Origin of the sequence: Pseudomonas sp. 20P_3.2_Bac5 (assembly GCF_025466035.1) — a bacterium.
In the GTDB taxonomy this organism is placed as follows: Bacteria; Pseudomonadota; Gammaproteobacteria; order Pseudomonadales; family Pseudomonadaceae; genus Aquipseudomonas.
In genome coordinates this window covers 50,495-72,088 of sequence record NZ_JANLOA010000112.1, presented here as the reverse complement: position 1 = coordinate 72,088, position 21,594 = coordinate 50,495, and the positions used below count along the sequence as shown (strand labels likewise).

The following is a 21,594-nucleotide window of genomic DNA, read 5'->3' as shown; positions in this document are numbered from 1 at the left end:
CGGGATTGAGCAATGAACGAGCAAAGCACCACCCTCCCCTACACCGAAAGCAAGATCCACCCCGGACGCTGGACCGCCGTGGGCTGCCTGATCATCTTCTACGCGATTTCGATGGTCGACCGCTTCATCCTTTCCGCCGTCGCCCAGCCGGTCACCCAGAGCCTGGAACTGTCCAACACGCAGATGGGCCTGCTGCTGGGCGCGGGCTTCGCCGTGTTGTATTCCATCGCCGGGATTCCGGTGGCCTACCTGATCGACAAGGGCAACCGCACGCGGGTGATCCTCGCCGGCGTGCTGCTCTGGTCGCTGATGACCGCGGCGTCTGCCTTCACCGTCGACTTCACCACCCTGATCGTCTGTCGCGCCGGCGTTGCCATCGGCGAAGCCGTGCTGACCCCGGCGGCGATGTCGCTGATCGGCGACATGTTCCAGCGCAAGGAGCGCGCGCTGCCCACCAGTTTCTACATGGCCACCGGCAACATCATGGCGACCGGCGCGTTCATCATTGGCGGCGCCGTGTACCAGTTCGCCGGCGGCCAACAACTGATTCCCGGCATGGAGCCGTGGCGCTTCACCCTGCTCGCCGTGAGCCTGCCGGGGCTGCTGATGATGGTGGTGTTCGCCCTGACCGTCCGCGAGCCGGCGCGGGTCGAAACACCCTCGTCCACGACAGGCGCAGGCATCGACGCACTGCTGCCGTTCCTGGTCGGCAACAAGGCCATGTTCATCCCCTTCTTCATCGCCACCGGGCTGATTTCATCCCTGACCCTGGGGGTGATTTCCTGGGCGCCGACCCTGTTGATCCGCCTCCACGACCTGAGCGCCGCCCAAGCCAGCTTCGTGTTCGGCTCGGTGGGCCTGCCGACCTCGGTGCTCGGCACGCTGTGCCTGCCCTGGCTGGCGAGCCGGCTGCAGAAGGCCGGGCGTGCGGACGGCATCGCGCTGATTCTGATGGTGGCCGTGGCCATCCCGGTGCCCGCGATCATCGCCGGTTTGCTGGTGGGCGATTACTGGCTGCTGGTCGCCGCGTTCGCGGTGTGCATGATGTTCCTGCCGAGCATCTCGGTCATGACGTGCCTGGGCATGCAGATGATCAGTCCTTCCCGGCTGCGGGCACGCACCGTGGCGGTCAACCTGCTGGTCATCAACCTCTTCGGCTACACCGTCGGCCCGTTCCTCAGCGGCGTGCTGGCCGACCGGGTGTTCAGCGGCCCGACGGCCATCGCTTCGGCACTCGCCACCATGGCGGCGCTCATCGGCCCCGGCGCCCTGCTCGGCTTCCTTTTCGCCCGCCGCCCCTTCGGCCAGATGATGAGCGCGCAGAAGGACTGAGCCCCACCCGCGGCCGCGAGGCCGCCACCACTCCCTACAAGAACAAGAACCGGAGCCGCCATGAATCTGCGCACCGCAACCCTGCTCGCCTGCTCTTTGCCGATGTCTTTCGCGGCACAGGCGCAGACCAGCTTCCTCACCGACAGCAGCGCCTCCGTGCTACTGCACAACTATTACTTCGACCGCGACTACAAAGACCCCGCGAACCCCGCGCTGAAACGCGAACTGCGGGAATGGGCGCAGGGCGTGACCCTGGACTTCAAGTCCGGCTACACCGAGGGCCCGGTCGGCTTCGGCCTGGACCTGACCAGCATGACCGGCCTCAAACTGGACTCCTCGCCCGGCCGCGCCGGCACCCAGTTGCTGCCACTCGACTCCCAGGGCCGCGCCGAGGACAGCTTCAGCAGCTTCGGCGGTGTCGCCAAAGTGCGCTTCGCCCAGTCCAAATTGAATACCGGCAGGATGGTGCTGACCCTGCCCATCGCCTTTTCCAGCCCCGGCCGCCTGCTGCCGCAGACCTTCCAGGGCACGACGTTCCAGTCGGACGATTTCGACCGCCTGACGCTCATGGGCGGTTACCTCGACCGCATCAAGTTCCGCGATTCGAGCAACTACGAAAACATCCGCGTGACCGCGCAGAACGGCCGTTTCCTGGATGTCGACTCCAGCGGTTTCAGCTATGTCGGGGCCAAATACAAGGTCGCGCCCAACCTCACCGCGAGCTACTACCACGCCACGCTGAACGACATTTATCGCCAGGACTACCTGTGGCTGGTGCACGACCTGCCGCTGGGGCCGGGCAGCCTGAAAACCGATTTCCGCTGGGTGAGGTCCGGCGAAGACGGCTCCGCCAACGCGGGCAATGTCGACAATGACAACCTGGGCGTGGTCTTCCGCTATGCCCTCGGTGGGCACACGTTCAGCACCGGCTACATGGCGCTGTTCGGCGACACCGCCCAACCGTACATGGGCCGCAGCGAGCCGTCGCCGACCGTCGAAGGGGCGATCGCCACCGACTTCCTCAATGCCAAGGAGCGCACCTGGCAGGTGCGCTGGGACTACAACTTCGCGGTCCAGGGCATCCCGGGGCTGACGGCTATGCTCTGGCACATGCGTGGCGACAACATCGAACTGCCGGAGCGCATGGGCGGCCGCGGCCTTTACGAACGCGAAAGCCAGGCCCAGGTGGCGTACGTCATCCAGTCCGGGCCGTTGCAGGGCCTGGGTGTCAAGGTCCGCCACGCCTGGTACCGCAACGACTTCACCCAGGCGGCGACCTTCCGCGACAACAACGACCTGCGGGTCAACATCGTCTATTCCTGGAAACTCTGGTGAACAGCGCGGGGCGCCTCTCGCGCCCCGCTCAGGAGGTTTAATGCAACGTCCCGGCTTCAGCACAGAACATGAGATTTTCCGCGAAAGCTATCGGGCTTTCCTGCAAAAAGAAGTGCAGCCACACAAACAGGCCTGGCGCGAAGCGGGCATCGTCCCGCGGGAAATGTTCAGGAAGATGGGCGACCTCGGCTACCTGCTGGTGTGGGCCGACGAAGAGCACGGCGGCCTTGGCCTGTGGGACTTCCGCTATCAGCAGATCATGATCGAGGAAGACAACCGCTTCGGCGAGGTGGGCTTCTATCACACCCTGCACAGCCGCCTGGTCGCGCCCTATCTCCAGCACTTCGGCAGCCCGGCGCAACAGGCCCGCTACCTGCCCGCCTGCGCAACGGGCGACAGCATCCTGGCGATCGCCATGACCGAGCCCGATGCCGGCAGCGACCTCGCCGGCATCAAGACCCGCGCCCAGGAGCAGGGCGATCACTGGGTGCTCAATGGCGCCAAAACCTACATCTCCAACGGCATCAACGCCGACGTCGTGCTGGTCGCGGCCAGGACCGACCCGGACAACCCGCGCCGGATCGGCCTGTTCCTCGTGGAGCGCGGCATGCCGGGATTCGAGCGCGGCCGCAAGCTGGCCAAGATGGGCCTGCATGCCCAGGACACCGCCGAGCTGTTCTTCAACGACGTGCGCGTCCCCAAGGCCAATGTGCTGGGCGATGCCGGACAGGGGCTGAGCTACCTGAAGACCTCGCTGGTGGAAGAACGCCTGATCTGCGCCGTCGGCTCGCTGGCCAATGCCCAGTGCGGTTTCGACCTGACCCGTGATTACGTGCTGGAGCGCAAGGCGTTCGGCAAGACCATCGCCGACTTCCAGAACACCCGCTTCGTACTGGCGGAACTGGCGGCGGAGCTGGAAATGGCCCAGGTGTACATCGACCATTGCGTCACTCTGCACAATGACAACGCCCTCAGCGTGCCGTCGGCGGCCAAGGCCAAACTGATCACCAGCGAACTGGAATCCCGGATCATGGATGCCGGCGTGCAACTGCACGGTGGCGCCGGCTACATGCAGGAATACGAGATTTGCCAACGCTTCCAGGACGCCCGGGTGTCGCGGATCTTCGCCGGCAGCTCGGAAATCATGAAGGAAATCATCGCTCGCGCCGTGCTTGGCTGAGCATCGCCCCTTTCAAGGAACTGACATGGGACCACTGCAAGGCGTCAAAGTCGTCGAATTGTCCGGTATCGGACCCGCTCCCTTCTGCGCCATGGTGCTGGCCGATCTCGGCGCGGACGTGGTGCGTATCGTGCGCCCCGGCACGGGCGTGGACCCGGCCGATGTGCTCAGCCGCAACCGGCCGACCGTGGAAATCGACATCCGCGGCGAGCCAGGGCAAGCCGCCGTCCTGGCCCTGGTGGCGAAGGCCGACATCCTGATCGAGGGCTTCCGGCCCGGGGTCATGGAGAAGAACGGCCTCGGCCCGACCGACTGCCACGCCATCAATCCACGGCTGATCTACGGGCGCATGACCGGCTGGGGCCAGTACGGGCCGCTGGCGCAAACGGCCGGCCACGACCTCAATTACATCGCCCTCACCGGCGCCTTGCACGGGATCGGTCGTCCGGGCGAAACGCCGCCGCCCCCGGTGAACTTCATCGGCGATTTTGGCGGTGGCGGGATGTTGTTGCTGGTGGGTGTGCTGGCGGCGCTGCACGAGGCCGCGCAGTCGGGCGCGGGCCAGGTCATCGATGCCGCCATGACCGACGGCACCGCACTTTTGTCGAGTTTCATCCACGGGCTCAGGGCGACCGGACACTGGCGCACCGAGCGCGGCGCCAACCTGCTCGATGGCGCGGCACCTTTCTACGATACCTATCGCTGCGCCGATGGCCGTTTCGTCGCCCTGGGTGCCATCGAACCGCAGTTCTATCAGCTCTTGCGCGAGCGCTGCGGGCTGGACGGCAGTTTGTTCGACGAGCAGATGAACCAGGCGCTCTGGCCCTCGCAGAAGCAGGCGCTGGCGGGAATCATCGCGACCCGCACGCGGGATGAATGGTGCGTGCTGCTCGAAGGCAGCGATGCCTGCTTCGCGCCCGTGCTGGATTGGGATGAAGCGCCGGAGCACGCGCACAACCGTGCCAGGGAAACCTTCATCAACCTTGACGGCGTTACTCAACCCGCGCCGGCGCCGCGCTTCTCGCGGACGGCGGCGGATATGCCGCGACCGGCTTATGGTGCATCGCTGGAGGAGCTGCTGCGGCGCTGGGAGGGCTGAGTCGCGCTACGTAAAACAAGGGCGTTCGCGATGAACGCCCTTGCCTGTCGGAAAACCCGAGCGATCAGCCCTCGGACACTCGAATCACCGTCTTGCCCAGCCCTTGCCCCGACAGCGCGTACTCCAGCGCCTGGGCAAACGCGTCGAACGCGAACACCTTACCGATCGGCGGCGCCAGTCGTCCTTGTGCGACCCAGCCCAGCAACTCGCGCAAATGCGCCGCGCCCTTCCCGGCCTCATAAATCTGGAACTGGCGCACATCCACCCCCACCAGTGACGCGCCCTTGAGCAGCGGCAGATTCGCCCGCAGCGCTGGAATCGGCCCACCCGCGAAGCCCACCACCAGATGCCGGCCACCCCAGGTCATCGAGCGAAACGCCGGCTCGAACAGCGGCCCGCACACCGGATCGAAGACCACATCAGGCCCCTTCTGACCGCACAACTCCTTGACCACTTCACGGAAGCTCTCCGCACTGGCATCAATCACATGGTCTGCGCCCAGCGCCTGCACGAACGCGCGTTTTTCCGCCGTCGACGCTACGCCGATCACCGTGGCGCCCAGGCATTTGCCGATCTGCACCGCAGCGCTGCCGACACCGCCGGCGGCGCCAGTGACCAGCAGGGTTTCGCCAGGTTGCAGCGCTGCCCGGTCGTGCAGCCCGTGGTAGGCCGTCAGGTAGTTGATCTTGAAGCCAGCCGCCTGAATGAAGTCCATCCCGTCCGGGATCTTTACCAGCGTCTCCGCTGCGGCCACGGCCAACTCGGCGAAGCCGCCGTGGGTCTGGGTAATCACCCGGTCGCCCACGGCCAGCCCTTCTACGCCCGCCCCCACAGCTTCAATCCAGCCGCTGATTTCCTGGCCGGGCACGTGGGGCAATGGTGGCCTGACCTGGTAACGGCCAAGGGATTCCAGCGCATCGACATAGCCCACGCCGCACGCCGCAACGCGAATCAGCACTTCCCCCACAGCCGCGACCGGATCAGCGGCGTGCAACAGCCGGTAGTGGTCGATCGAATCCAGATTGTTGGTTTCTACCCGTCTCATCAGCCTCTCCGATTAATAGAACGTACAAGGTTCAAGCGCCGAATCCGCGGAACTCGGCGATTGCGGCGAGCGGCTCGCGGTCGGTGCGCAAGCTGTTGACCGGATGCTCGGGGTCGGCGTAGCCCAATGACAGGCCGCAGAACAGCATCAGCTCATCGGACAGTTCGAGCTGCCGCTCCACGGTCTGGTGAACCAGCGTCCAGCAGGCTTGCGCGCAGGTCGCCAGGCCTCGCTCATGGGCCAGCAACATCAGGCTCTGCAAGAACATCCCCAGGTCCGCCCACTGCCCTTGGCCCATGCTGCGATCGACGGCAAGAAACAGACCCACCGGCGCATCGAAAAAACGAAAGTTGCGGGCGAACTGCTGCTGCCGGCCCTGACGATCCTCGCGGGCGACGTTCAGGGTCGCGTAGAGGTCTTCGCCACATTTGGCCCGGCGCGCCTGGTACGGAGGTTTGAGGTCCTGGGGATAGATCGGGTAACCCATGCCCTCGCCGCGCGGGTGCCGCGCCAAGGTCTGGGCCACTTCGTCCTTCAGCCGGCGCAGGTGCGCGCCCGTCAGCACATACAGCTTCCATGGTTGCAGGTTGCCGCTCGACGGCGAATGGCGAGCGCCTTCGACGATTTCCCGCAGCAGCGCCTCAGCCACCGGGCGATCGAGAAAGGCCCGGGTGGAGCGCCGATTCATTACCGCGTGCATCACAGATGACATGGAGAGCGCCTTTTTCGTTACAGGTCGGCTCATCCTATCCTTGCGTTTTTCGCATTAGAATAGAAAACATCCGATTTCACTTATGCGAAAAACCGATGAAAATAACCTCCCTTGCCGAAGTGGAAGCCTTCCTCGCCGTGGTCGACAGCAAGAGCTTCAGCGCCGCGGCGCGGGAGCTGGGTATCGCCCAGTCAACAGTCAGCCGGCGCCTCACCAACCTGGAGTCGCGCCTTGGTCACCAACTGCTGCTGCGAACCACCCGCAAGGTTGCCCTGACCGACATCGGCATCAGCTACGCCAGCGAACTGCGGCAGATACTGGCCGGCCTGGAAAACGCCGATGCGCGCCTGCAAAAAGGCCTACGGGTGGCAGAAGGCGTGTTGCGGGTCACCCTGCCCACCTCGTTCGGCCGGGCCTTCGTCCTGCCGCGCATCGCCCGATTGTCGGCCGAGTACCCGCGCTTGCGGTTCGAGGTCGATTTGTCGGACCGCTATGTCGATTTGCTCGACGGCGAATATGACGTGGCGATTCGCATGAGCACGCCCGAGCAGTCCGGCGTTCGCTACCAAAAGATCCACACCTTCACCCTGACGCTGTGCGCATCCCCCGCGTACCTGCGCGAACACGGTCAACCGCTGGACGTGAACGACCTTGCTGCTCATAGCTGCCTGGCGCAGCGGGTGTATGCGCCACGGATCAGCTTCCCGATAACGTGGCAGGGCCAGTCCTCCACCCTGCTAATCAACCCGCGAATCAGCGTCAGCGACTCCACATCGTTACGCGCGCTGGCGTTGGCCGGGGCGGGACTGGCGGTGCTGCCAAACTACCTGATCGAAGCCGACCTGAAGGCGGGAGAACTGGTCGAGGCCCTGCCCGGACTGGCGTTCGCCGACTATGAGATGTTCGCAGCGTCTTTGCGCCACCGGGACGATTCGGAGAAGGTCAACGTTTTTTTGAATGCGCTGTGTAGCTGAGATGGTTGTGCGCCGGTGGAGCGTTGGGAGGGTTCAGCGTCTCACTGGCCTCATCGCCGGCAAGCCGGCTCCCACAGGGATATCATCGGCCGCCGGGCCGGCGCACGGGCTTGGCGGCGATGGGCGCACGCCACATCAGTCAACTTGCTGGTTGCGATAGTGACGCGGTGACATGGCCATGCGCTCACGGAAGGCCTGGCGAAACACGCGGTCCGATTGGTAACCCACGGCGGCGGCTATCTGCGCCACTGACGCGTTGCCGTCGCGCAACATCTGCGCGGCCAGGGTGATGCGCCAGGCACTGAGGTAGTCGATGGGCGATTGACCGATCACCCGGCAGAATCGCGCGGCGAAGGTCGAGCGTGACAAGTTGGCGACCGCCGCCAGCAGCGGCACGCTCCATTGGCGCTGTGGCGCCTCATGGATGGCCAGCATGGCTTTACAGATATACGGGTCTTGCAGGCCCTTCAGCCAGCCGGGGGAAAAGCCTTTGTCGGAGAGAATGTAGCTGCGCAGCAGTCCGACCACGATCAGCTCGGCCATGTGCTTGGCTACCGCGTAATAGCCATTCTTGTTGTCCGCCAGCAGCGCCTCGATGGCCGGACGCATCAGGCTCAGCATGCTGCTGTCGGCGTCGCGCAGCACGATGAAGTCCGGCAGAGCCGCCAGCACGAAGCCTCCCTGCCCGCTGTGAATGCTGAAAGCCAGACCGAGCAGACGGCACAGCGCGCCGCCACCGCCATGAACCACTGAAATCGCCGAACCCGGCTGCGTGCTGCGGTCCAGCCTGGGCGAACGCGGCTCGCTCCAGTTCAGTTCATGCAGGTCAGTGGTGGCGACACCCGGCCGCGAAAGCAGGCGGCACTCGCCGCCGCGCGGCACCAGCAGGGTGTCGCCCTGGGCGAGGTGCAGGGTCTGGCCGGCGGCGGTCTGCACCACAAATGACCCCTCGTTGACGATAAAGCAGAAGCCGGGCTGATAGTCGTGAACAGCCACGCCCCAAGGCTCCGACAAGTGCCAACTTGAAATGCTGGTCGACTCGACGGTCAACATCGACAGAAAGTGGCTGAGAAGGTCCATGGCGGTACGTAATTGAGAGTAATCATCCGAATACTCGGCGAGTTACGCATATATTGTCCAGGCAAAGCCTTCCAGAATGCCCGCACAACAATAAGCGAGGTATCAGCGAATGCGTTTTGACCCGAGTCTCCCATGGCGTGCTGGAAAACGAGTGGCGGTGATAGGCGCGGGCCCGGGTGGGGTCTCCGCCGCGCTGGCCCTGCACCGGCAAGGCTTCGATGTACGCGTCTTCGAAAAGCAGCCGGAACCCAGGCCTCTGGGAGGCGCCGTCCTGCTGAGCGTGCCGGTACTGGACGTGCTGCGCCATTACGGAGTCGACCTGAACAACTTCGGCTCCCTCACTGTCACCGAATTCCGCAACCACAAAAACAACCTCCGCTCGCGCCTGCCCTTCAATCAGGCGGTGGAAGCGTCCTTCGGCATCAAGGGTTGGCACTACGGCATGCTTCGCGCCAATGCGTTCGCGAGGATGATGGAGCTGATGCCCGAAGGCATGCTGGTGCCCAATGCGGACTTCGACCACTACACGCAGACCGCGGACAGCGTCACCGTGGTCTTCAAGGACGGCGAGACCATCGAGGCCGACATTCTCGTTGGCGCCGATGGCATCCGCTCCGGCGTCTCTCGCCAGGCCTTCGGCGAGCCCGAGCTTTTTCATGTCGGGCTGCGGGTCTGGCTGGCCTGGTGCGACCCCATCGCCGGCATTCCCGCGCAGACCGGACGCATCATCCATTCACACAAGTACCAGGCCAGCTTCTTTCCCATGCTGCACGACGGCAAGCCTGGCTACGAATGGTGGATCGTCGAACCCTGCGAGGAAAACGCCCCCGCGCCGGCCGACGTGGCCAGTCATATCGGCAAGATCCTGCGCAACTTCCCTGACCCGCTACCGCGGTTTCTGCAAGCCACCAACCTGGAAACCCAGATATTCAGGTGGGACATCTACAACCGGCCTTCGCTTGAGCAATGGAGCAGTGGCCGCGTGGTCTGCCTGGGGGATGCCGTGCACCCGGTCTCGCCCTACGCCGCCTACGGCATGGGCATGGCCATCGAGGACGGTTACTTTCTGGCCAAGGCGCTCACCGGCGCCGACCTCAGCGACGCACAGCAGGTCGCGAAGGGCTTCAATGGTTTCGAGGCGCAGCGGGTGAACTACGTCAATCATCATGTTGAGTTCGCCAGGAAGCTCGGCAATGCCTTCCACAAGCTGCCCTACCCCCTGGCCAAGGTGCGCGACTTCCTCTTCGATCACACCGGCATTCTCGATCGGATGATCCGTCGCGACTATCTCGCCGACGCGGAGAAGATGTCACTGGCGATGCAGGAGCTTCACCTCAACTGATGCAGTCTCCTGGCGAATGATGAAGTTGTGGCGCCCCGGTTTCCAACGGTCGCCACCGACCGCTTCGGGCCGCAAAAAAGTGCCGCAGACGGGACAGACCACAGCTAACAACGTGGTCATCCCCTTTTGACCCATGGGTTCATCATGCTGCTCGGTATGGCGTCCGGCGCATACATCGGCGCGAGGGCGAACATGATCAGATGGAACCCTTCGTCGTGATGCCGGCCCGCGGCTCAAGATCCCATCCCCCCGTCGATCAGAGCACCGTCAACCCCAACCCGGCCAGCAACATCCCGGCCTGGCTTCGCGAAATGATCGCGCCCTTGAACAATTTGGCGTCGACCAAGCGCAGCCCTTGCAAACTTGCCTCGCGCAGGTCGGCGTCATCGAAGCGTGCGTTATTGACCCGCGCCATCGACAGACTGCCGCCCTCGACAAACACCGCCTTGCGGAAGTCGCAGTAGGTCAGGTCGGCTTCACTGAAGTCGATGTTGTGCAACTCGGACTTGTAAAAGGAGATCCCCGAGAGCATCGCGCTGTTCAACCGGCAATCAGAGAAGCTCAGGCCCAGTGAAGAGGCCAGATCGCCAAAGTTGCCGCCGGTGAGCTTGCAGCCGTCGAAGCGCACGTGGGCCAGCTTGCTGCGTTGCCACTTGCTGTTGTTCAGGTCGCACCGTTCAAAGCTGGCATCGGTGAGAACAGCGGAGCGAAAATTGACTTCCGCCGCCCGGCAACTGACCCACTGGGTCCCCATCACGTTGGCGGCGGTGAAATCGGCGCCGGTTAAAATACACCGTTCAAACAGCGCGCCTTCCAGGTTGGCTCTGGCCAGATCCTCACCACTCAAGTCGAGCCCGACACACTGCAGCGGCAGGGGCTGGATGCCAGTCAAGTCAGTCAGCGTCTTGCCCTCGAGCACCTCGGGGTCAACACGAAAATAATCACTTTTGGCCTGCATGCGAGCTCCGGCTGCACCGTTGGAAGGGAGGCATCTTCTGGTTCGTGCGCGGTGAGGTCAAGACAAAAGCGCCGCGAATCAGGGTCGTTATTTCTCAGTGACCACACTAGACTCGGCGCCTGCCCGGAACCGCTGGTACCGCCCCGAAATGCCCGATTTGATCCTCCTTGAAGACGAGCCCGTAATGGCCGGAGAACTCCACGAGTTCCTCGGTGACTGCGGCTACGACGTGACCCTTGTCCACGACCTGGCCGGTTTCGCCCTGGCTTTCGAGCCGGGTCGCCACCGCCTGGCGGTGCTCGATCTGAATTTGCCGGATGGCGACGGCCTGGAGCTGATCCAGGCCCTGCGCGAGCAAGGCAATCCGCTCGGCATCGTCGCCTTCACCGCCCGCAGTACCACCGTGCAGAAGGTCGAAGGGTTTCGCCTGGGGGCCGACCATTACCTCGCCAAGGGCTGCGACCTGGAAGAACTCGCCGCCGTGCTGCAGGCCCTGGCCCGCCGCCTGGACCTGCCACCCCTGCCTGCCGCCTGGCACCTGGACAGCCGCGCGCGGGAACTGCGGGCGCCCAACCGAGCGGTCACGCGCCTGTCGCATCAGGACAGCCTGGTGCTGCAGCGCTTGATGGCGAGCGCCGGCGCCGATGTCTGCCGGCGCCAGATTGTCGAGGCACTGGGCGAGGATTGGTTCAGCTATGATCAGCGGCGCCTGGACACCCAGATTCGTCGCCTGCGCCGCAATGTGCAGGAGGCGACTGGCCTGGAACTGCCGCTGAAAACCTTGCGCAACAACGGCTACTGCTTCTACGCGGCGGCCCGGATCAACGATTGAGCCCGGCGCTGCAAGCAAGCGCCCGCCCCCTTCCCTGCTGATGACGGTCCCATGTGTCGATCGCTGCTTTGGCTGTTCTGCCTGCTTCTTGTCGCCTTGCATGCCCCGGCAGCCACGCTGTTGCCCGCCGACGCACGCCTGGTGGTCGAACGCCTGGATGACCCTGCGGCGCAGATGGATGCCAACGCCGCACTGACCTCGAACGCCTGGCAACCACTGCCCGGCTCCCTGAGCGCGGGCTTCGTGCCCGGCGCGGTCTGGTTGCGCCTGCAGGTGCAGACCGGCCCGTCAGCGCCGCGCCAGTGGATGCTGATGCTGAGCAATGCCCTGCTCGACCAGGCCACCCTGTTCGATGTTCGCAACACGTCCCAGCCGATTCGCAGCGGCGAAGCCATGGGCCGCCAGCACTGGGCCGTGGATTATCGCTCGCCGGTGTTCGCCCTGAACCTTGACCCTGGGCAACCGCAGGTCCTGCTGCTGCGCCTGGAAAGCAAGAACGCCCTGTCGGTCAGCCTGCGCCTTGTCTCCGGCGAGCGGTTCGCCCGGGACCTATCCATGGAATACCTGGGCTACGGCCTGTACTTCGGCATCTGTCTGGTGCTGATCCTGTTCCATAGCGTGTTCTGGCGCATGACCCAGGCGCCGGAGAGCGGCTGGTACCTGGCCTATGTCAGCATTGCCGTGCTGATCGAGCTGCTGACCCTCGGCCTGCCCCAGCAGTTGCTCGCCCTGCCGATGGCGTTCAGCGACACCCTGCTGGGTTGCGCCCTCGGCCTGAGCCTGCCGATAGGGGTGATTTTCACCCTGCGCCAATTGCAGGCGCCCGGTTATCCGCGACTGCAACGCGGTCTGATCGCCGCCAGCCTGATTATCGGCACGGCCTCGGCGCTCGCGGTACTCGCCGGGCATTACCAAATCGGCGCGCCCCTGCATCAGGTCACCGTGCTGGCCAGCATCGTGCTGTTCATCGGCCTGGCGCTCTGGCTGATGTACAAGGGCCATCGTCCAGCCCGCTACTTCCTGCTGCTGTTCGGCATCTACTACCTGGGGATCGGCATCAGCTTCCTGCGCAACCTCGGCCTGCTGCCGGCGAGCTTTTTCACCGACAACGCCGTGGCCATCGGCGCGCTCCTGCACATGCTGCTGATGAGCCTGCGGATCATCCGCCATTACCGCTGGCTGAAGGCGCAGACCCGCCACGCCGAAGAGGCGGTGAATGCCCTGATCCGCAGCCAGAACGCCAGGCTGGAAAAGGAAATCGACAGCCGCACCCGCGAGCTGCGTCAGGCGCTGCAGCAGGAACAGCGGATGCGCGAAGAACAGCGCGACTTCGTGGCCATGGTGTCTCATGAATTCCGCACGCCGCTGGCGATCATCGGCACCTCGGCCCAGCAGATGCTGCGCAACCTGGCGACGGCACCCGAGCGCAACGAGCAGCGCTGCCGCAATATCCATCAGGCGTCCAGGCGCCTGCTGTCACTGGTGGATGACTATCTTCAGCATGACCGCGTTGCGGAACGGGCGAGCGAACCGCGCTGCGCCGGACATGACCTGAACGCGCTGCTCGAAGGCTGCCTCGATGACTTCCCGTCCGGCCGTGTCGCGCTTGACCTGCGCAGCGCGCGCACGCTGCTGGAGTGCGACTTCGGCCTGCTGCGCGTGGCCTTGCGCAACCTGCTGGCCAACGCCGACCGCCATGCCCCGAGCGACGCCAGCATCCTGCTCGAGGTCGAGGACAGCTCGAGCGGCGTGCGTATCCGGGTCACCAACGAAGGCGAGGAAATTCCCGCCGAGCAGGCCCCCCTGCTCTTCCACAAATACGTTCGCGGCACCCAGGCCCAGCATCTGTCGGGGACCGGGCTGGGCCTGTACCTGGTCAAGCGTATCGCCGAACTGCATGGCGGTAGCCTGGTGCTGGAAAGCAGGGGGCAACAGCATCCGATCTGTTTCTGCCTGGAACTGCCGCAACCGGCCCTCAGTGCGCGGTAAAAAACTCCTCGGCGTCGAGGCTGTCGGGGGTCAGTGCGCGCCGCGGATAGCCCGCCGGACCAAGGCTGTCAGGCGACATCGCGGCGGCCAGATTGGCGGTCGCCTTGAACGCCACGCCGGCGGGATAGGCGGGCCAGTCACGCATCAGCAAGGGCGCCATGCCGAACACCTGCACGCCCTGTTCGCGGCGGGCAAGGCGAAACGAGGCATAGCCGAACGCGCCGACAATGCCCGCGTCCGCCGCCGGGCGCAGTCGCGGGTCTTCGACCTGGTCGATGTTGGCGCTGGCGGAAAGCCCATAGCCGGCCATCTCGAACCCGGTGATCAACGAGGCATCGGGGTGCACGCCGTCCAGGCCGAAGGACGCCCACCCCGGCAAGGTGAAGAGATGCCCCAGCGCCCCCGACGCATCAAACACCTCCAGTTGCCCGCGAACCCGCCGCACCGAGTAAACCCGGGGATGGCTCAGGTCGGGGTCACGGTCATTGTCGAGCCGCCACTGGCGGTCCATGTCGAGGATGGGGGCGCCCCCCAGTGGGTAACCCGCTCGGGCGAACAAGGGCGCCAACCCGGCAATGCCTTCGGGCGTGAGGTATTCCCACGCCACTGACGGCAAGCGGAACAACGGCACCCCCTGCGCCAGCGCAACACCGGCGCCGAGCAACAGCGCACCGTCAAGGACGCTATCGCTGAAATCAACGCCCTGGATCTGCGCGCCCGCCAGGGAAAGCGCGCGCGCAGAGCCATCGGCGCGAACGCTACAACCGGCGATCCGTGCATCCACCAGCACGCTGTCGCTCAGATCGGCACCGCTCAGAAACGCCTGGGACAGATCCAGTGACACCAGCAGGCTGCCGGCCAGCACTGCCCCTTCCAGATCGGCGTGATCGAGGGTTGCCCCGGCGCCACACCATTGCACGCCACGCAGGTCGGCACCGGCGAGGTGCGCGCCAGACGCGCGGGTGTCGATGCAGGTGGCCCGGTGCAAGACTGCCGGACGCAAGGGCGGCTCAGTGCCACCGGGCGCAGGGCCCGCCTGATGAAACTTGGCATCCAGCCGCGCCTGGCTCAGGTCGGCAGCGGAAAAGTCCGCCTCGGTGAAGTTGGCATTGCTGCCCAGGATGTTCTTCAGCGAGCACTTGCGCAGGCTCGCCCGCAACGCGAAGACATTGCGCAGGTCGGCGCCGTCCAGCACCGCGCCCTCCAGCCAACAGCTCTCCAGGCGAGCATCGGTCAGCAGCGCCCCGGTGAGTTGCAGGCCGCTCAGGTCGGCGTGGCTGAAATCGCCGGCGCTGAAGTTGGCGTGGGTGCAGTCGAGGCGGGCCGACGGGCTGCCGAGGATCGCACCCCGGGCTTGGCAAAAACTCAGGTCGATCCCCCGGGCACTGCGTGGCGCACCCCAGCCAGGTGCGCCAAGGGTCGCGCCGGACAGGTTCGCGTGATCCAGCAATGCGCCGTCGAAAAACACCCCGTTGAGCCGGGTGTCGCGCAGATCGGCCTCGCCCAGCAGGCAATTGGACAGGTCCGCGCCCTGCAGGCTGGCACCGGTAAAGCGCGCGCCGGTGAAGTCCACGCCCACCACGCTTGCGCCATCCAGCACCACGTCGGTGAGATCCACGCCACGGCCCTGTCCGCTGGCCACCAACGCGGCCAGCGATGGCGTGACGATAACCGGCTCGAAGCCCGACACGGCGCTCTTGCCACGGTTGGTGGTGAGGATCGCCTGTGCCGTTTGCGGGTAGAAAACTACGGGTTTCCAGACCTCCCCGACCTGCACTTCCCAGCCCTGCCCCAACGGCTCGCCGACCAGGCGCAGGGTTGCGGCGTCCGCCACCTCACTGTTCAAGGTCAGGCAACCCGCCACGGGCGCGAAACCTATCCAGCGATCGTCGAGACGCAAGCGAAAGCTGCCGTCGGCCGAGCGATAAACACTGGCAAGCCCGGGCTGCGCAATGTCGCCGCGCGCGACCATCGCCGGGAACCAGCGATACTCCTGCTCGCCATCCTGAAGCCCAAGGGTTGCCAGGCAGGTCGCCCCCGCGTGGAAGGTGAACTTGCCCAGAAACTCGCCCAACGTCCCCGCCCTCACAAATGCACCTTGGCCTTGATCGAGACGAAGTCCTGCTGAATGCTGACCTCTGCCTCCTCGAAGACGAAATGGAACATCTGCATCATCGGCAACGGCACGCCTTCCGCTCCCATCCTGCGCAGGCAGTCATCGTATTGGCTCTCCACCACCGTCCAGAGGATGCTGCCGAACTGGCTGCCGACTTCGTCGGCAAAGTCCGGGACGGTGCTGCTGAGGAACGTCGTTGTCGAGCTGTTCTTCTGGTAATCGAACTTCAGGATCTGCGCCGTCGAAGCCGGGGCGAGGCCCAGGCGCAGGTTGGTGAGAAAATCGGTGCGGCTGACCGAGAACTCGATCTTGGGCAGTGTCGCCGCACCGGTATCGAGGAACACCGTGAAGTGCAGTTTCTGGCGCATGACCATGCCGCTTTGACGGGCACAGTTGACCACCTCGGCGATCAACGCCGGGCTCACTTGCCTTGCGGCCAGCGCTTTTTCCAGCTCCGCCTGTTCAAGGTAGGAGTGGCCGCGCAACTTCGACACGGCGGGCATGACCGCGGTGATGCCCGGGATGGTCGCGACGCGCACCAGCACCGCATCGGTCATTTCCCAGACGCTCTGGAACGCTGTCGTGGGTGCCTCTGCCGAGACGATTTCGGCGTACATGTCGGTGTCGTCGTACTCGCTCAGCGCCTCGACGGCCGAGGCATAGGTGGCGCAGCGCAAGGCATCGGGATTGGGGATATTGCCCGTGGTCGCGGTGGTGTGCAGAAGCCCAGCCTTGAAACAGGCCCATTGCAGGCCATTGATGCTGTAGCTCGACACGTAGGTCTGCAGATAATTCGGGTCACTCGCCTCCGGAATCGGCGGCAGGCCCAACGGCGCGGGTGCGGGCACCGGATAAGCCTCGCCCTTGTAGCGCACCCGTCCGGTGACGCCGATCTTGAAACCGTTGCGCCCCGCCGTCGTGTCGAAGCCCAGGCCGGATTCGCCGAGGCCGAATTCGAACAGAATGTCGTGGCCCAGATTGCCGCTGGACGGAATGCTGCGCAGCGACGCCGGCATGATCTGGTTGATCAGGGCCGAGAAATCGAGTTGGGACACCGCTTCGCGGGTGCTGGCGCTGACTTCGGTGGTGCTGCAGCCCTGAATCTCGTTGCGCACCACGCTGCTCGACGGAATATTCGCGCTGACCTCTCCCGGCGTCGCCACGGAGCGGCGCTCGACCACGTTATAGGTCTGGCTCGTGGTGTCGAACTGGAAGGCTGCGATCACCTGGACCTGCAATCCGGAAAAGCCCGGCGCGTAGTCATAGGTGCGGTCGATGTTGCGGGACTGGCACGACACCGTCCCCGACATGTTCTGAATGCACTCCTTGGACTTTCCGGTTTCGTGCCACTGGTACTGCGCGGTGAATGCGGAAGCGGCGAACTCGAGGTTGAATTCGCTGCCCGTCGGGTTGCCGGAAGCCAGCTGGGTGACCGAGCGATACACCGGGCTGAAGCCCTGCAGGTGGCCCGCGCTCAGCGCCACTTTGACATTGGAGTAGTCGGTACCCATTCCCGAACCGGAACCGTGAAAACTGCCGACGTCGATCAGCCGGTCCGGGACCGGCATCGAACGGATCAGGTCCTGCAATCGGGGGGACAGGAATTGCCGGCAAAAGAAATCGATACCGGCCTGGCCGATGGCGATGGTCAGTGTCTGCATGATGAATCCTCTGTGAACTCAGGCCTGGACCGCATAGACAAGAATGCTGTCGGCAACGCGATAGATGTGGTGCGTCGCCGTGACGTCCTTGACACTCCAGGCGCCATTCGGGTCGATGACGTCGATAAAGGCATTGGGCGTCAGGCCGATCCCGTGTTTGTCGAACTGGACCTTCACTTCGCCGATGTTGTGCTCGTTGAGTCGCGGTTGCAGGCTGACCGGCATGGAGAACAGCGGCGGCGTTGGCATCCAGTGGCCGATGCCGGGCTGGGTGGTGCCGGACGGTGATTTCAAGGTCTCGAACATCAGCCCGTAGACATTGCGCCAGAGATCCACGGCCAGCTTCCCGGCAACCACGTTATGCGGCGTACGGGACAGCGACGGGTCGGGCGAGCGGGACAGGAAGCTGCCGTCCGGGGCATGGATATCCAGCAGGTAATCACTGGCCTTGCTGCCATCACCGGTGTACGACAACACGTAGATGTAGCCGCGCGCCTCGACCGCCATGTCCAGGTAAGTCACCTTCAGGCCGCGAGCGCCTCGCAGCGGGAAGCAGGACAGCGACCAGTACACCAAAGACTGCCGGGGTTGCGCCGTGGACGGCCGGAGTCTCCAGGCCTGGCCGGTGCTGCCATCGAGAATGTGCCATTCGCTGCCCGGCGCGATGACCTCGACCCGCGCCCGGCACGGACGCTGGTACACCGCCAGCACCCCATGGCGCAGCCGCACTTGCCAGCTCGATCCGCGCGGGTCGTCGAGGGTCCATTCATGGCCCGGCTCGACCACGCGGATCTGCGCGCTGGACACCGGATCGCCCATCTCTTGCGGATCGTAGGCAAGAACCACACCCTGCAGGCTCAAGGCCTTGAGCAACGGATCGTCCTCGGCCGCGAACGACGCCCCGTCCAGTTGCTTGACGAAACTGGTCGAAAGGGCAAACAGATAGCCTTGCTCCTGATCGATCAGGGCCTGGATGAAGGCCTCCGGCACGACACCGTCGTTGAGCGCTGCGGCAATGGCTTCGCTGTCGATCGACAGCAATGGCTGGAACGGGGTGAAACCCGGTACCGCATTGCCCTTGGTGTCGAACGCCTGGACCCGCTGGTTCTCGCTCTCCAGCACCAGAATCCTCCCGTCCGGCATCACCGAAATGGCTTTTGGTCCGCGCAGCAGCCCCTGACGGATTCCCTCCCCGGCCACCATCATCGCCATCGGTGCCTCACTGTCGGGCGAACCTTGCGCGGGCAACGGCAGGAACATCAGCTTGCTGTCCTTCCACGACGCGGCCAGGACGATACCGTCAGGGTGGATGGCCAGGGCGTCGAGGGTGTTCAGCGGAAACTGTCCCCAGCTTTGCAGGCCCGGCGCCCCCAAGCCGAAGGTCGGTGCGTCGCTGCCCAGGGTGGCCTTGCGCAAGTGCATGGCGCTGCCGCGCGGGTCGAGGATGAAATTGTCCTGCTCGATCCACTCATGCTGGTTGTTCGCCTGCGACCAGGCGAGACCGGGCCGGTTGCTCAGGCCGATATCAGAAACGATCAGGCGTGACTGCGGGTCAGCCAGTACCGACAGGTTCTGCAACACGTACTGCTGCCCATCGGACTTGGGTGCAGTGGCCGAATCCGTCGGCAAATGCTGGCCCGAGGCACGCCAGGCGTAGCCGATCTGGTAGGCGCTGGTGTTCAGGCTGATGTCCACCAGCTCGCACAGCGTGCCGCCATTACCACAGGCCAGTGATGCATGGGTGGCTTGTGGTGGCGCACTCGCTTGCCAGACATAGCGCCCCTGTTCGACAGCGATACGCTCCTTGAACACGTACTGGGTATCCGGACTCAGCGGGACCAGTTGCTCGACGATGGTGTGCGCGCCCAGTTCCAGGGTGGTGCCGTGGTTGGCCTGCGCGGTCATCCAGTCGCTCTGCCAGGAGCCGGCCAGCCAGCCATTGTCGCTGTACAGGCCGAACAGCACGCGGAACTGGCCGCCCGCCGGCACATCGTCGAAGCGCAGCGTCACGGGAGTGCCGCTGGTGATCTTCGGCATGCTGCCGGTCAGCCGGTGATTGGTGCCGCCCTGGTATTCGAGATAGGCGACGTAATTGCTGGCCACTGCCGGCCACACTGCGGTGCGCGGATTGCCGGCCTCGCCATGGGCCGGGTCCGGATTCAGGCTCAGCGTCACGTCGATCGCCCGCGACACCGTGACCTTGACGCAGGACGGCGATGACAGCACTTCGCCCGTGGTCACGGCCATTTGCTCGATGCTCATCAGCGTCGCGGCGGTACGGAACACCCAGCCCACCGGCCCCAGGAACGAGCCCAGGGTGCCGGTCGCGCAGCGTGTGGCCAGCCACTTGCCGAGGGCTTCCATACCTTTTTTCAGGATCAGGCCGACGATGATATTGGCGCACTTGTCCATGACCGTGCGGGTACTGAATACAGCGGAGGCCGTAGCAACGCCGCCGCCGAGCATGGGCAGGCCGATGGCAATGGCGGCCGCGGTGAGCTGTCGGTCGTTGACGATCCGGTTGAATTCCTTATGGCCGGTAATGTAACTGCCGCAGGCCAGCAGCACGGTCGGCACGCCGTATTGCCAGAGCCCGGTCAGCAAGGCACCACTGGTGCTGAAGTCGTCGTCCCAGTCACTGACCCCGAGGCTGGCGAAATACAGGCGCACGGCGGAGGCGCTGCCCATGGGAATGTCCAGCGTGCTCGGCTGCGTCGCGTAGGGAATGCCCAGGATCGAGTTGGTTGCCGATACCGAATGCAGGCGCACCTTGCCGCCCAAGGGCTGGCCGCTGGCGTCGAGCAACTGATAGCCGGCGATCAGGGTGCGCAGGTAGCTGTTGCTGACATCGATCGACAACAGGCTGTCGTGGTCGATATCGATCGACCCCGCGTCGACCAGGATGCCGTGATGCACCGTGCGCTCGTTGACCGTCCATTTGTAGCGGGCCTCTCCGGCCCCGCTCGCTTCAGCGTCATCGGCCGTGCGCTCTCTGTCGGCGAAGGTCGTGCCGCTGCTCGCTGTCCAGGTCTTGTTCATCAGCCGCAGGTCGTCAGCCGCCGAGCGGTTGGCCCCTGCCACGCTGGCCCCCAGATGGCCTTCGAGGTCGTCGTGCACGCCATAGGTATACAGCGCTTGACCGGCCTCGATCTGACCGGGGAGATCGTACTCGGCCACCAGCGCATTGCCGTCGGCATCCCGGCACGCCTCGATCGGCGACCAGTCCTGGCCGAGGCGGCCAATCTGCGCCGCCAGCAACTGCATGCGGTTGTACTGCTCCGGATCGACCTCCGGGCTGGGCAGAATATGGTCGTTGAGCACGATCACGCTGGTGCTGGGCTGAATACTGGCCAGGCCTGGGTGATACGACACCAGGGCGGCCGCGGTATCCAGCGGCGTGACCAGGGTCTGGGCCTGGACCAGGGCGTCCAGGCGCGCCGATTGCCCGTCTGGCAGCGAACGCAGCCCCAGGTGGGCCAGGCGCGCGCAATGAACCTTGGGCTTGCGCGCAACGGTATGCCGATGAAACGCCCGCACCTGCTCCAGGGGGTGCTGATAGCGCTCCAGACGCTCTTGCCAGAACACCCGCAGATGATCCTCGGGGATGATCACGCACATCGCCACCACTTGGGGCAAATGCACGCCCTCGCGCTCGGGAATGACCACCTGCAGGTAACGCGAATCGGCGTCGCTGAAATGGGCCTTGTCGACTACCGCGAAGTGGCTGAAGCGCTGCTGGTGCTCGCTCGGCAACAGCGACAGCGCCCCGTGGGTCACCCCGGCGGATTCGAGACTCTGCTCGCTATGGAGACTGAGTGGATAGCGCGCGCTGCCAACACGAACCTCCAGGGTTTCCGTGCGCTCGACATGCCGCAGATCGAAATGCAGGTGCTTCATTGCCATCTCCTTGATAAAGGGGGGCAGTGCCCCGTGCGGCGC

Annotated in this window: 15 protein-coding genes; 8 read left to right on the top strand and 7 right to left on the bottom strand. The window is 64.8% G+C overall.

The window, feature by feature from the left end:
* The first annotated feature begins 12 nt into the window (after positions 1 to 12).
* Genes NTD88_RS20925 through NTD88_RS20910 form a run of 4 tightly spaced genes read left to right on the top strand, consistent with a single transcriptional unit; the run spans position 13 to position 4,946 of the window.
* Positions 13 to 1,332: an MFS transporter gene (locus tag NTD88_RS20925; RefSeq protein ID WP_262154628.1), complete on the top strand. Its 1,320-nt coding sequence runs from the start codon at positions 13 to 15 to the stop codon at positions 1,330 to 1,332.
* A gap of 60 nt (positions 1,333 to 1,392) precedes the next feature.
* Entirely contained in the window at positions 1,393 to 2,667 is a 1,275-nt protein-coding gene (locus NTD88_RS20920) for an OprD family porin (protein ID WP_262154627.1), read from the top strand.
* A gap of 40 nt (positions 2,668 to 2,707) precedes the next feature.
* Positions 2,708 to 3,847 carry an acyl-CoA dehydrogenase family protein gene (locus NTD88_RS20915; protein ID WP_262154626.1) on the top strand — a complete coding sequence of 380 codons (1,140 nt, stop codon included), beginning with the start codon at positions 2,708 to 2,710 and terminating at the stop codon, positions 3,845 to 3,847.
* A gap of 25 nt (positions 3,848 to 3,872) precedes the next feature.
* Entirely contained in the window at positions 3,873 to 4,946 is a 1,074-nt protein-coding gene (locus NTD88_RS20910) for a CaiB/BaiF CoA transferase family protein (RefSeq protein ID WP_262154625.1), read from the top strand.
* A gap of 64 nt (positions 4,947 to 5,010) precedes the next feature.
* Here NTD88_RS20910 and NTD88_RS20905 read toward each other — a convergent pair whose 3' ends face one another.
* Complete coding sequence (locus tag NTD88_RS20905; RefSeq protein ID WP_262130824.1) at positions 5,011 to 5,991, bottom strand: NADPH:quinone oxidoreductase family protein; 981 nt, start codon at positions 5,989 to 5,991, stop codon at positions 5,011 to 5,013.
* A 31-nt stretch (positions 5,992 to 6,022) separates the two neighbouring features.
* Entirely contained in the window at positions 6,023 to 6,703 is a 681-nt protein-coding gene (locus NTD88_RS20900; RefSeq protein ID WP_262154624.1) for a nitroreductase, read from the bottom strand.
* A 95-nt stretch (positions 6,704 to 6,798) separates the two neighbouring features.
* Between NTD88_RS20900 and NTD88_RS20895 the strand changes: the two genes are divergently transcribed.
* The gene (locus tag NTD88_RS20895) at positions 6,799 to 7,677 is read left to right on the top strand and encodes a LysR family transcriptional regulator (protein ID WP_262154622.1); all 879 of its coding nucleotides are present in this window, start codon (positions 6,799 to 6,801) and stop codon (positions 7,675 to 7,677) included.
* A gap of 135 nt (positions 7,678 to 7,812) precedes the next feature.
* On the opposite strand, the gene NTD88_RS20890 is transcribed toward NTD88_RS20895, so the two are convergent.
* Positions 7,813 to 8,757: an AraC family transcriptional regulator gene (locus NTD88_RS20890; RefSeq protein ID WP_262130821.1), complete on the bottom strand. Its 945-nt coding sequence runs from the start codon at positions 8,755 to 8,757 to the stop codon at positions 7,813 to 7,815.
* Between the two features lie 151 nt (positions 8,758 to 8,908).
* Here NTD88_RS20890 and NTD88_RS20885 point away from each other — a divergent pair, with 151 nt between their 5' ends.
* Positions 8,909 to 10,099, top strand: coding sequence for an FAD-dependent oxidoreductase (locus NTD88_RS20885; RefSeq protein ID WP_262154621.1), 1,191 nt, complete (start codon positions 8,909 to 8,911; stop codon positions 10,097 to 10,099).
* A 256-nt stretch (positions 10,100 to 10,355) separates the two neighbouring features.
* On the opposite strand, the gene NTD88_RS20880 is transcribed toward NTD88_RS20885, so the two are convergent.
* Positions 10,356 to 11,057, bottom strand: a complete 702-nt coding sequence (locus tag NTD88_RS20880; RefSeq protein ID WP_262154620.1) for a pentapeptide repeat-containing protein — start codon at positions 11,055 to 11,057, stop codon at positions 10,356 to 10,358.
* Positions 11,058 to 11,205: 148 nt separating this feature from the next.
* Here NTD88_RS20880 and NTD88_RS20875 point away from each other — a divergent pair, with 148 nt between their 5' ends.
* Complete coding sequence (locus tag NTD88_RS20875; RefSeq protein ID WP_095156617.1) at positions 11,206 to 11,889, top strand: response regulator transcription factor; 684 nt, start codon at positions 11,206 to 11,208, stop codon at positions 11,887 to 11,889.
* A gap of 51 nt (positions 11,890 to 11,940) precedes the next feature.
* Positions 11,941 to 13,878 carry a sensor histidine kinase gene (locus NTD88_RS20870; RefSeq protein ID WP_262154619.1) on the top strand — a complete coding sequence of 646 codons (1,938 nt, stop codon included), beginning with the start codon at positions 11,941 to 11,943 and terminating at the stop codon, positions 13,876 to 13,878.
* On the opposite strand, the gene NTD88_RS20865 is transcribed toward NTD88_RS20870, so the two are convergent.
* Genes NTD88_RS20865 through NTD88_RS20855 form a run of 3 tightly spaced genes read right to left on the bottom strand, consistent with a single transcriptional unit; the run spans position 13,865 to position 21,552 of the window.
* Positions 13,865 to 15,952, bottom strand: coding sequence for a pentapeptide repeat-containing protein (locus tag NTD88_RS20865; RefSeq protein WP_262154618.1), 2,088 nt, complete (start codon positions 15,950 to 15,952; stop codon positions 13,865 to 13,867). The genes NTD88_RS20870 and NTD88_RS20865 overlap by 14 nt on opposite strands.
* A gap of 11 nt (positions 15,953 to 15,963) precedes the next feature.
* Entirely contained in the window at positions 15,964 to 17,655 is a 1,692-nt protein-coding gene (locus NTD88_RS20860; RefSeq protein WP_262154617.1) for a hypothetical protein, read from the bottom strand.
* 18 nt (positions 17,656 to 17,673) lie between these two features.
* A complete protein-coding gene (locus NTD88_RS20855) occupies positions 17,674 to 21,552 on the bottom strand; it encodes a hypothetical protein (protein WP_262154616.1) in 3,879 nt (1,292 codons plus the stop codon).
* Positions 21,553 to 21,594 lie beyond the last annotated feature (42 nt).

Bases quoted from the DNA above. Each gene is read 5' to 3' on its own strand.
- NTD88_RS20905 (WP_262130824.1), bottom strand. From the start codon at position 5,991: ATGAGACGGGTAGAAACCAACAATCTGGATTCGATCGACCACTACCGG.
- NTD88_RS20870 (WP_262154619.1), top strand. From the start codon at position 11,941: ATGTGTCGATCGCTGCTTTGGCTGTTCTGCCTGCTTCTTGTCGCCTTG.
- NTD88_RS20860 (WP_262154617.1), bottom strand. From the start codon at position 17,655: ATGCAGACACTGACCATCGCCATCGGCCAGGCCGGTATCGATTTCTTT.
- NTD88_RS20875 (WP_095156617.1), top strand. From the start codon at position 11,206: ATGCCCGATTTGATCCTCCTTGAAGACGAGCCCGTAATGGCCGGAGAA.
- NTD88_RS20915 (WP_262154626.1), top strand. From the start codon at position 2,708: ATGCAACGTCCCGGCTTCAGCACAGAACATGAGATTTTCCGCGAAAGC.
- NTD88_RS20900 (WP_262154624.1), bottom strand. From the start codon at position 6,703: ATGTCATCTGTGATGCACGCGGTAATGAATCGGCGCTCCACCCGGGCC.
- NTD88_RS20895 (WP_262154622.1), top strand. From the start codon at position 6,799: ATGAAAATAACCTCCCTTGCCGAAGTGGAAGCCTTCCTCGCCGTGGTC.
- NTD88_RS20890 (WP_262130821.1), bottom strand. From the start codon at position 8,757: ATGGACCTTCTCAGCCACTTTCTGTCGATGTTGACCGTCGAGTCGACC.
- NTD88_RS20925 (WP_262154628.1), top strand. From the start codon at position 13: ATGAACGAGCAAAGCACCACCCTCCCCTACACCGAAAGCAAGATCCAC.
- NTD88_RS20855 (WP_262154616.1), bottom strand. From the start codon at position 21,552: ATGAAGCACCTGCATTTCGATCTGCGGCATGTCGAGCGCACGGAAACC.
- NTD88_RS20910 (WP_262154625.1), top strand. From the start codon at position 3,873: ATGGGACCACTGCAAGGCGTCAAAGTCGTCGAATTGTCCGGTATCGGA.
- NTD88_RS20920 (WP_262154627.1), top strand. From the start codon at position 1,393: ATGAATCTGCGCACCGCAACCCTGCTCGCCTGCTCTTTGCCGATGTCT.
- NTD88_RS20880 (WP_262154620.1), bottom strand. From the start codon at position 11,057: ATGCAGGCCAAAAGTGATTATTTTCGTGTTGACCCCGAGGTGCTCGAG.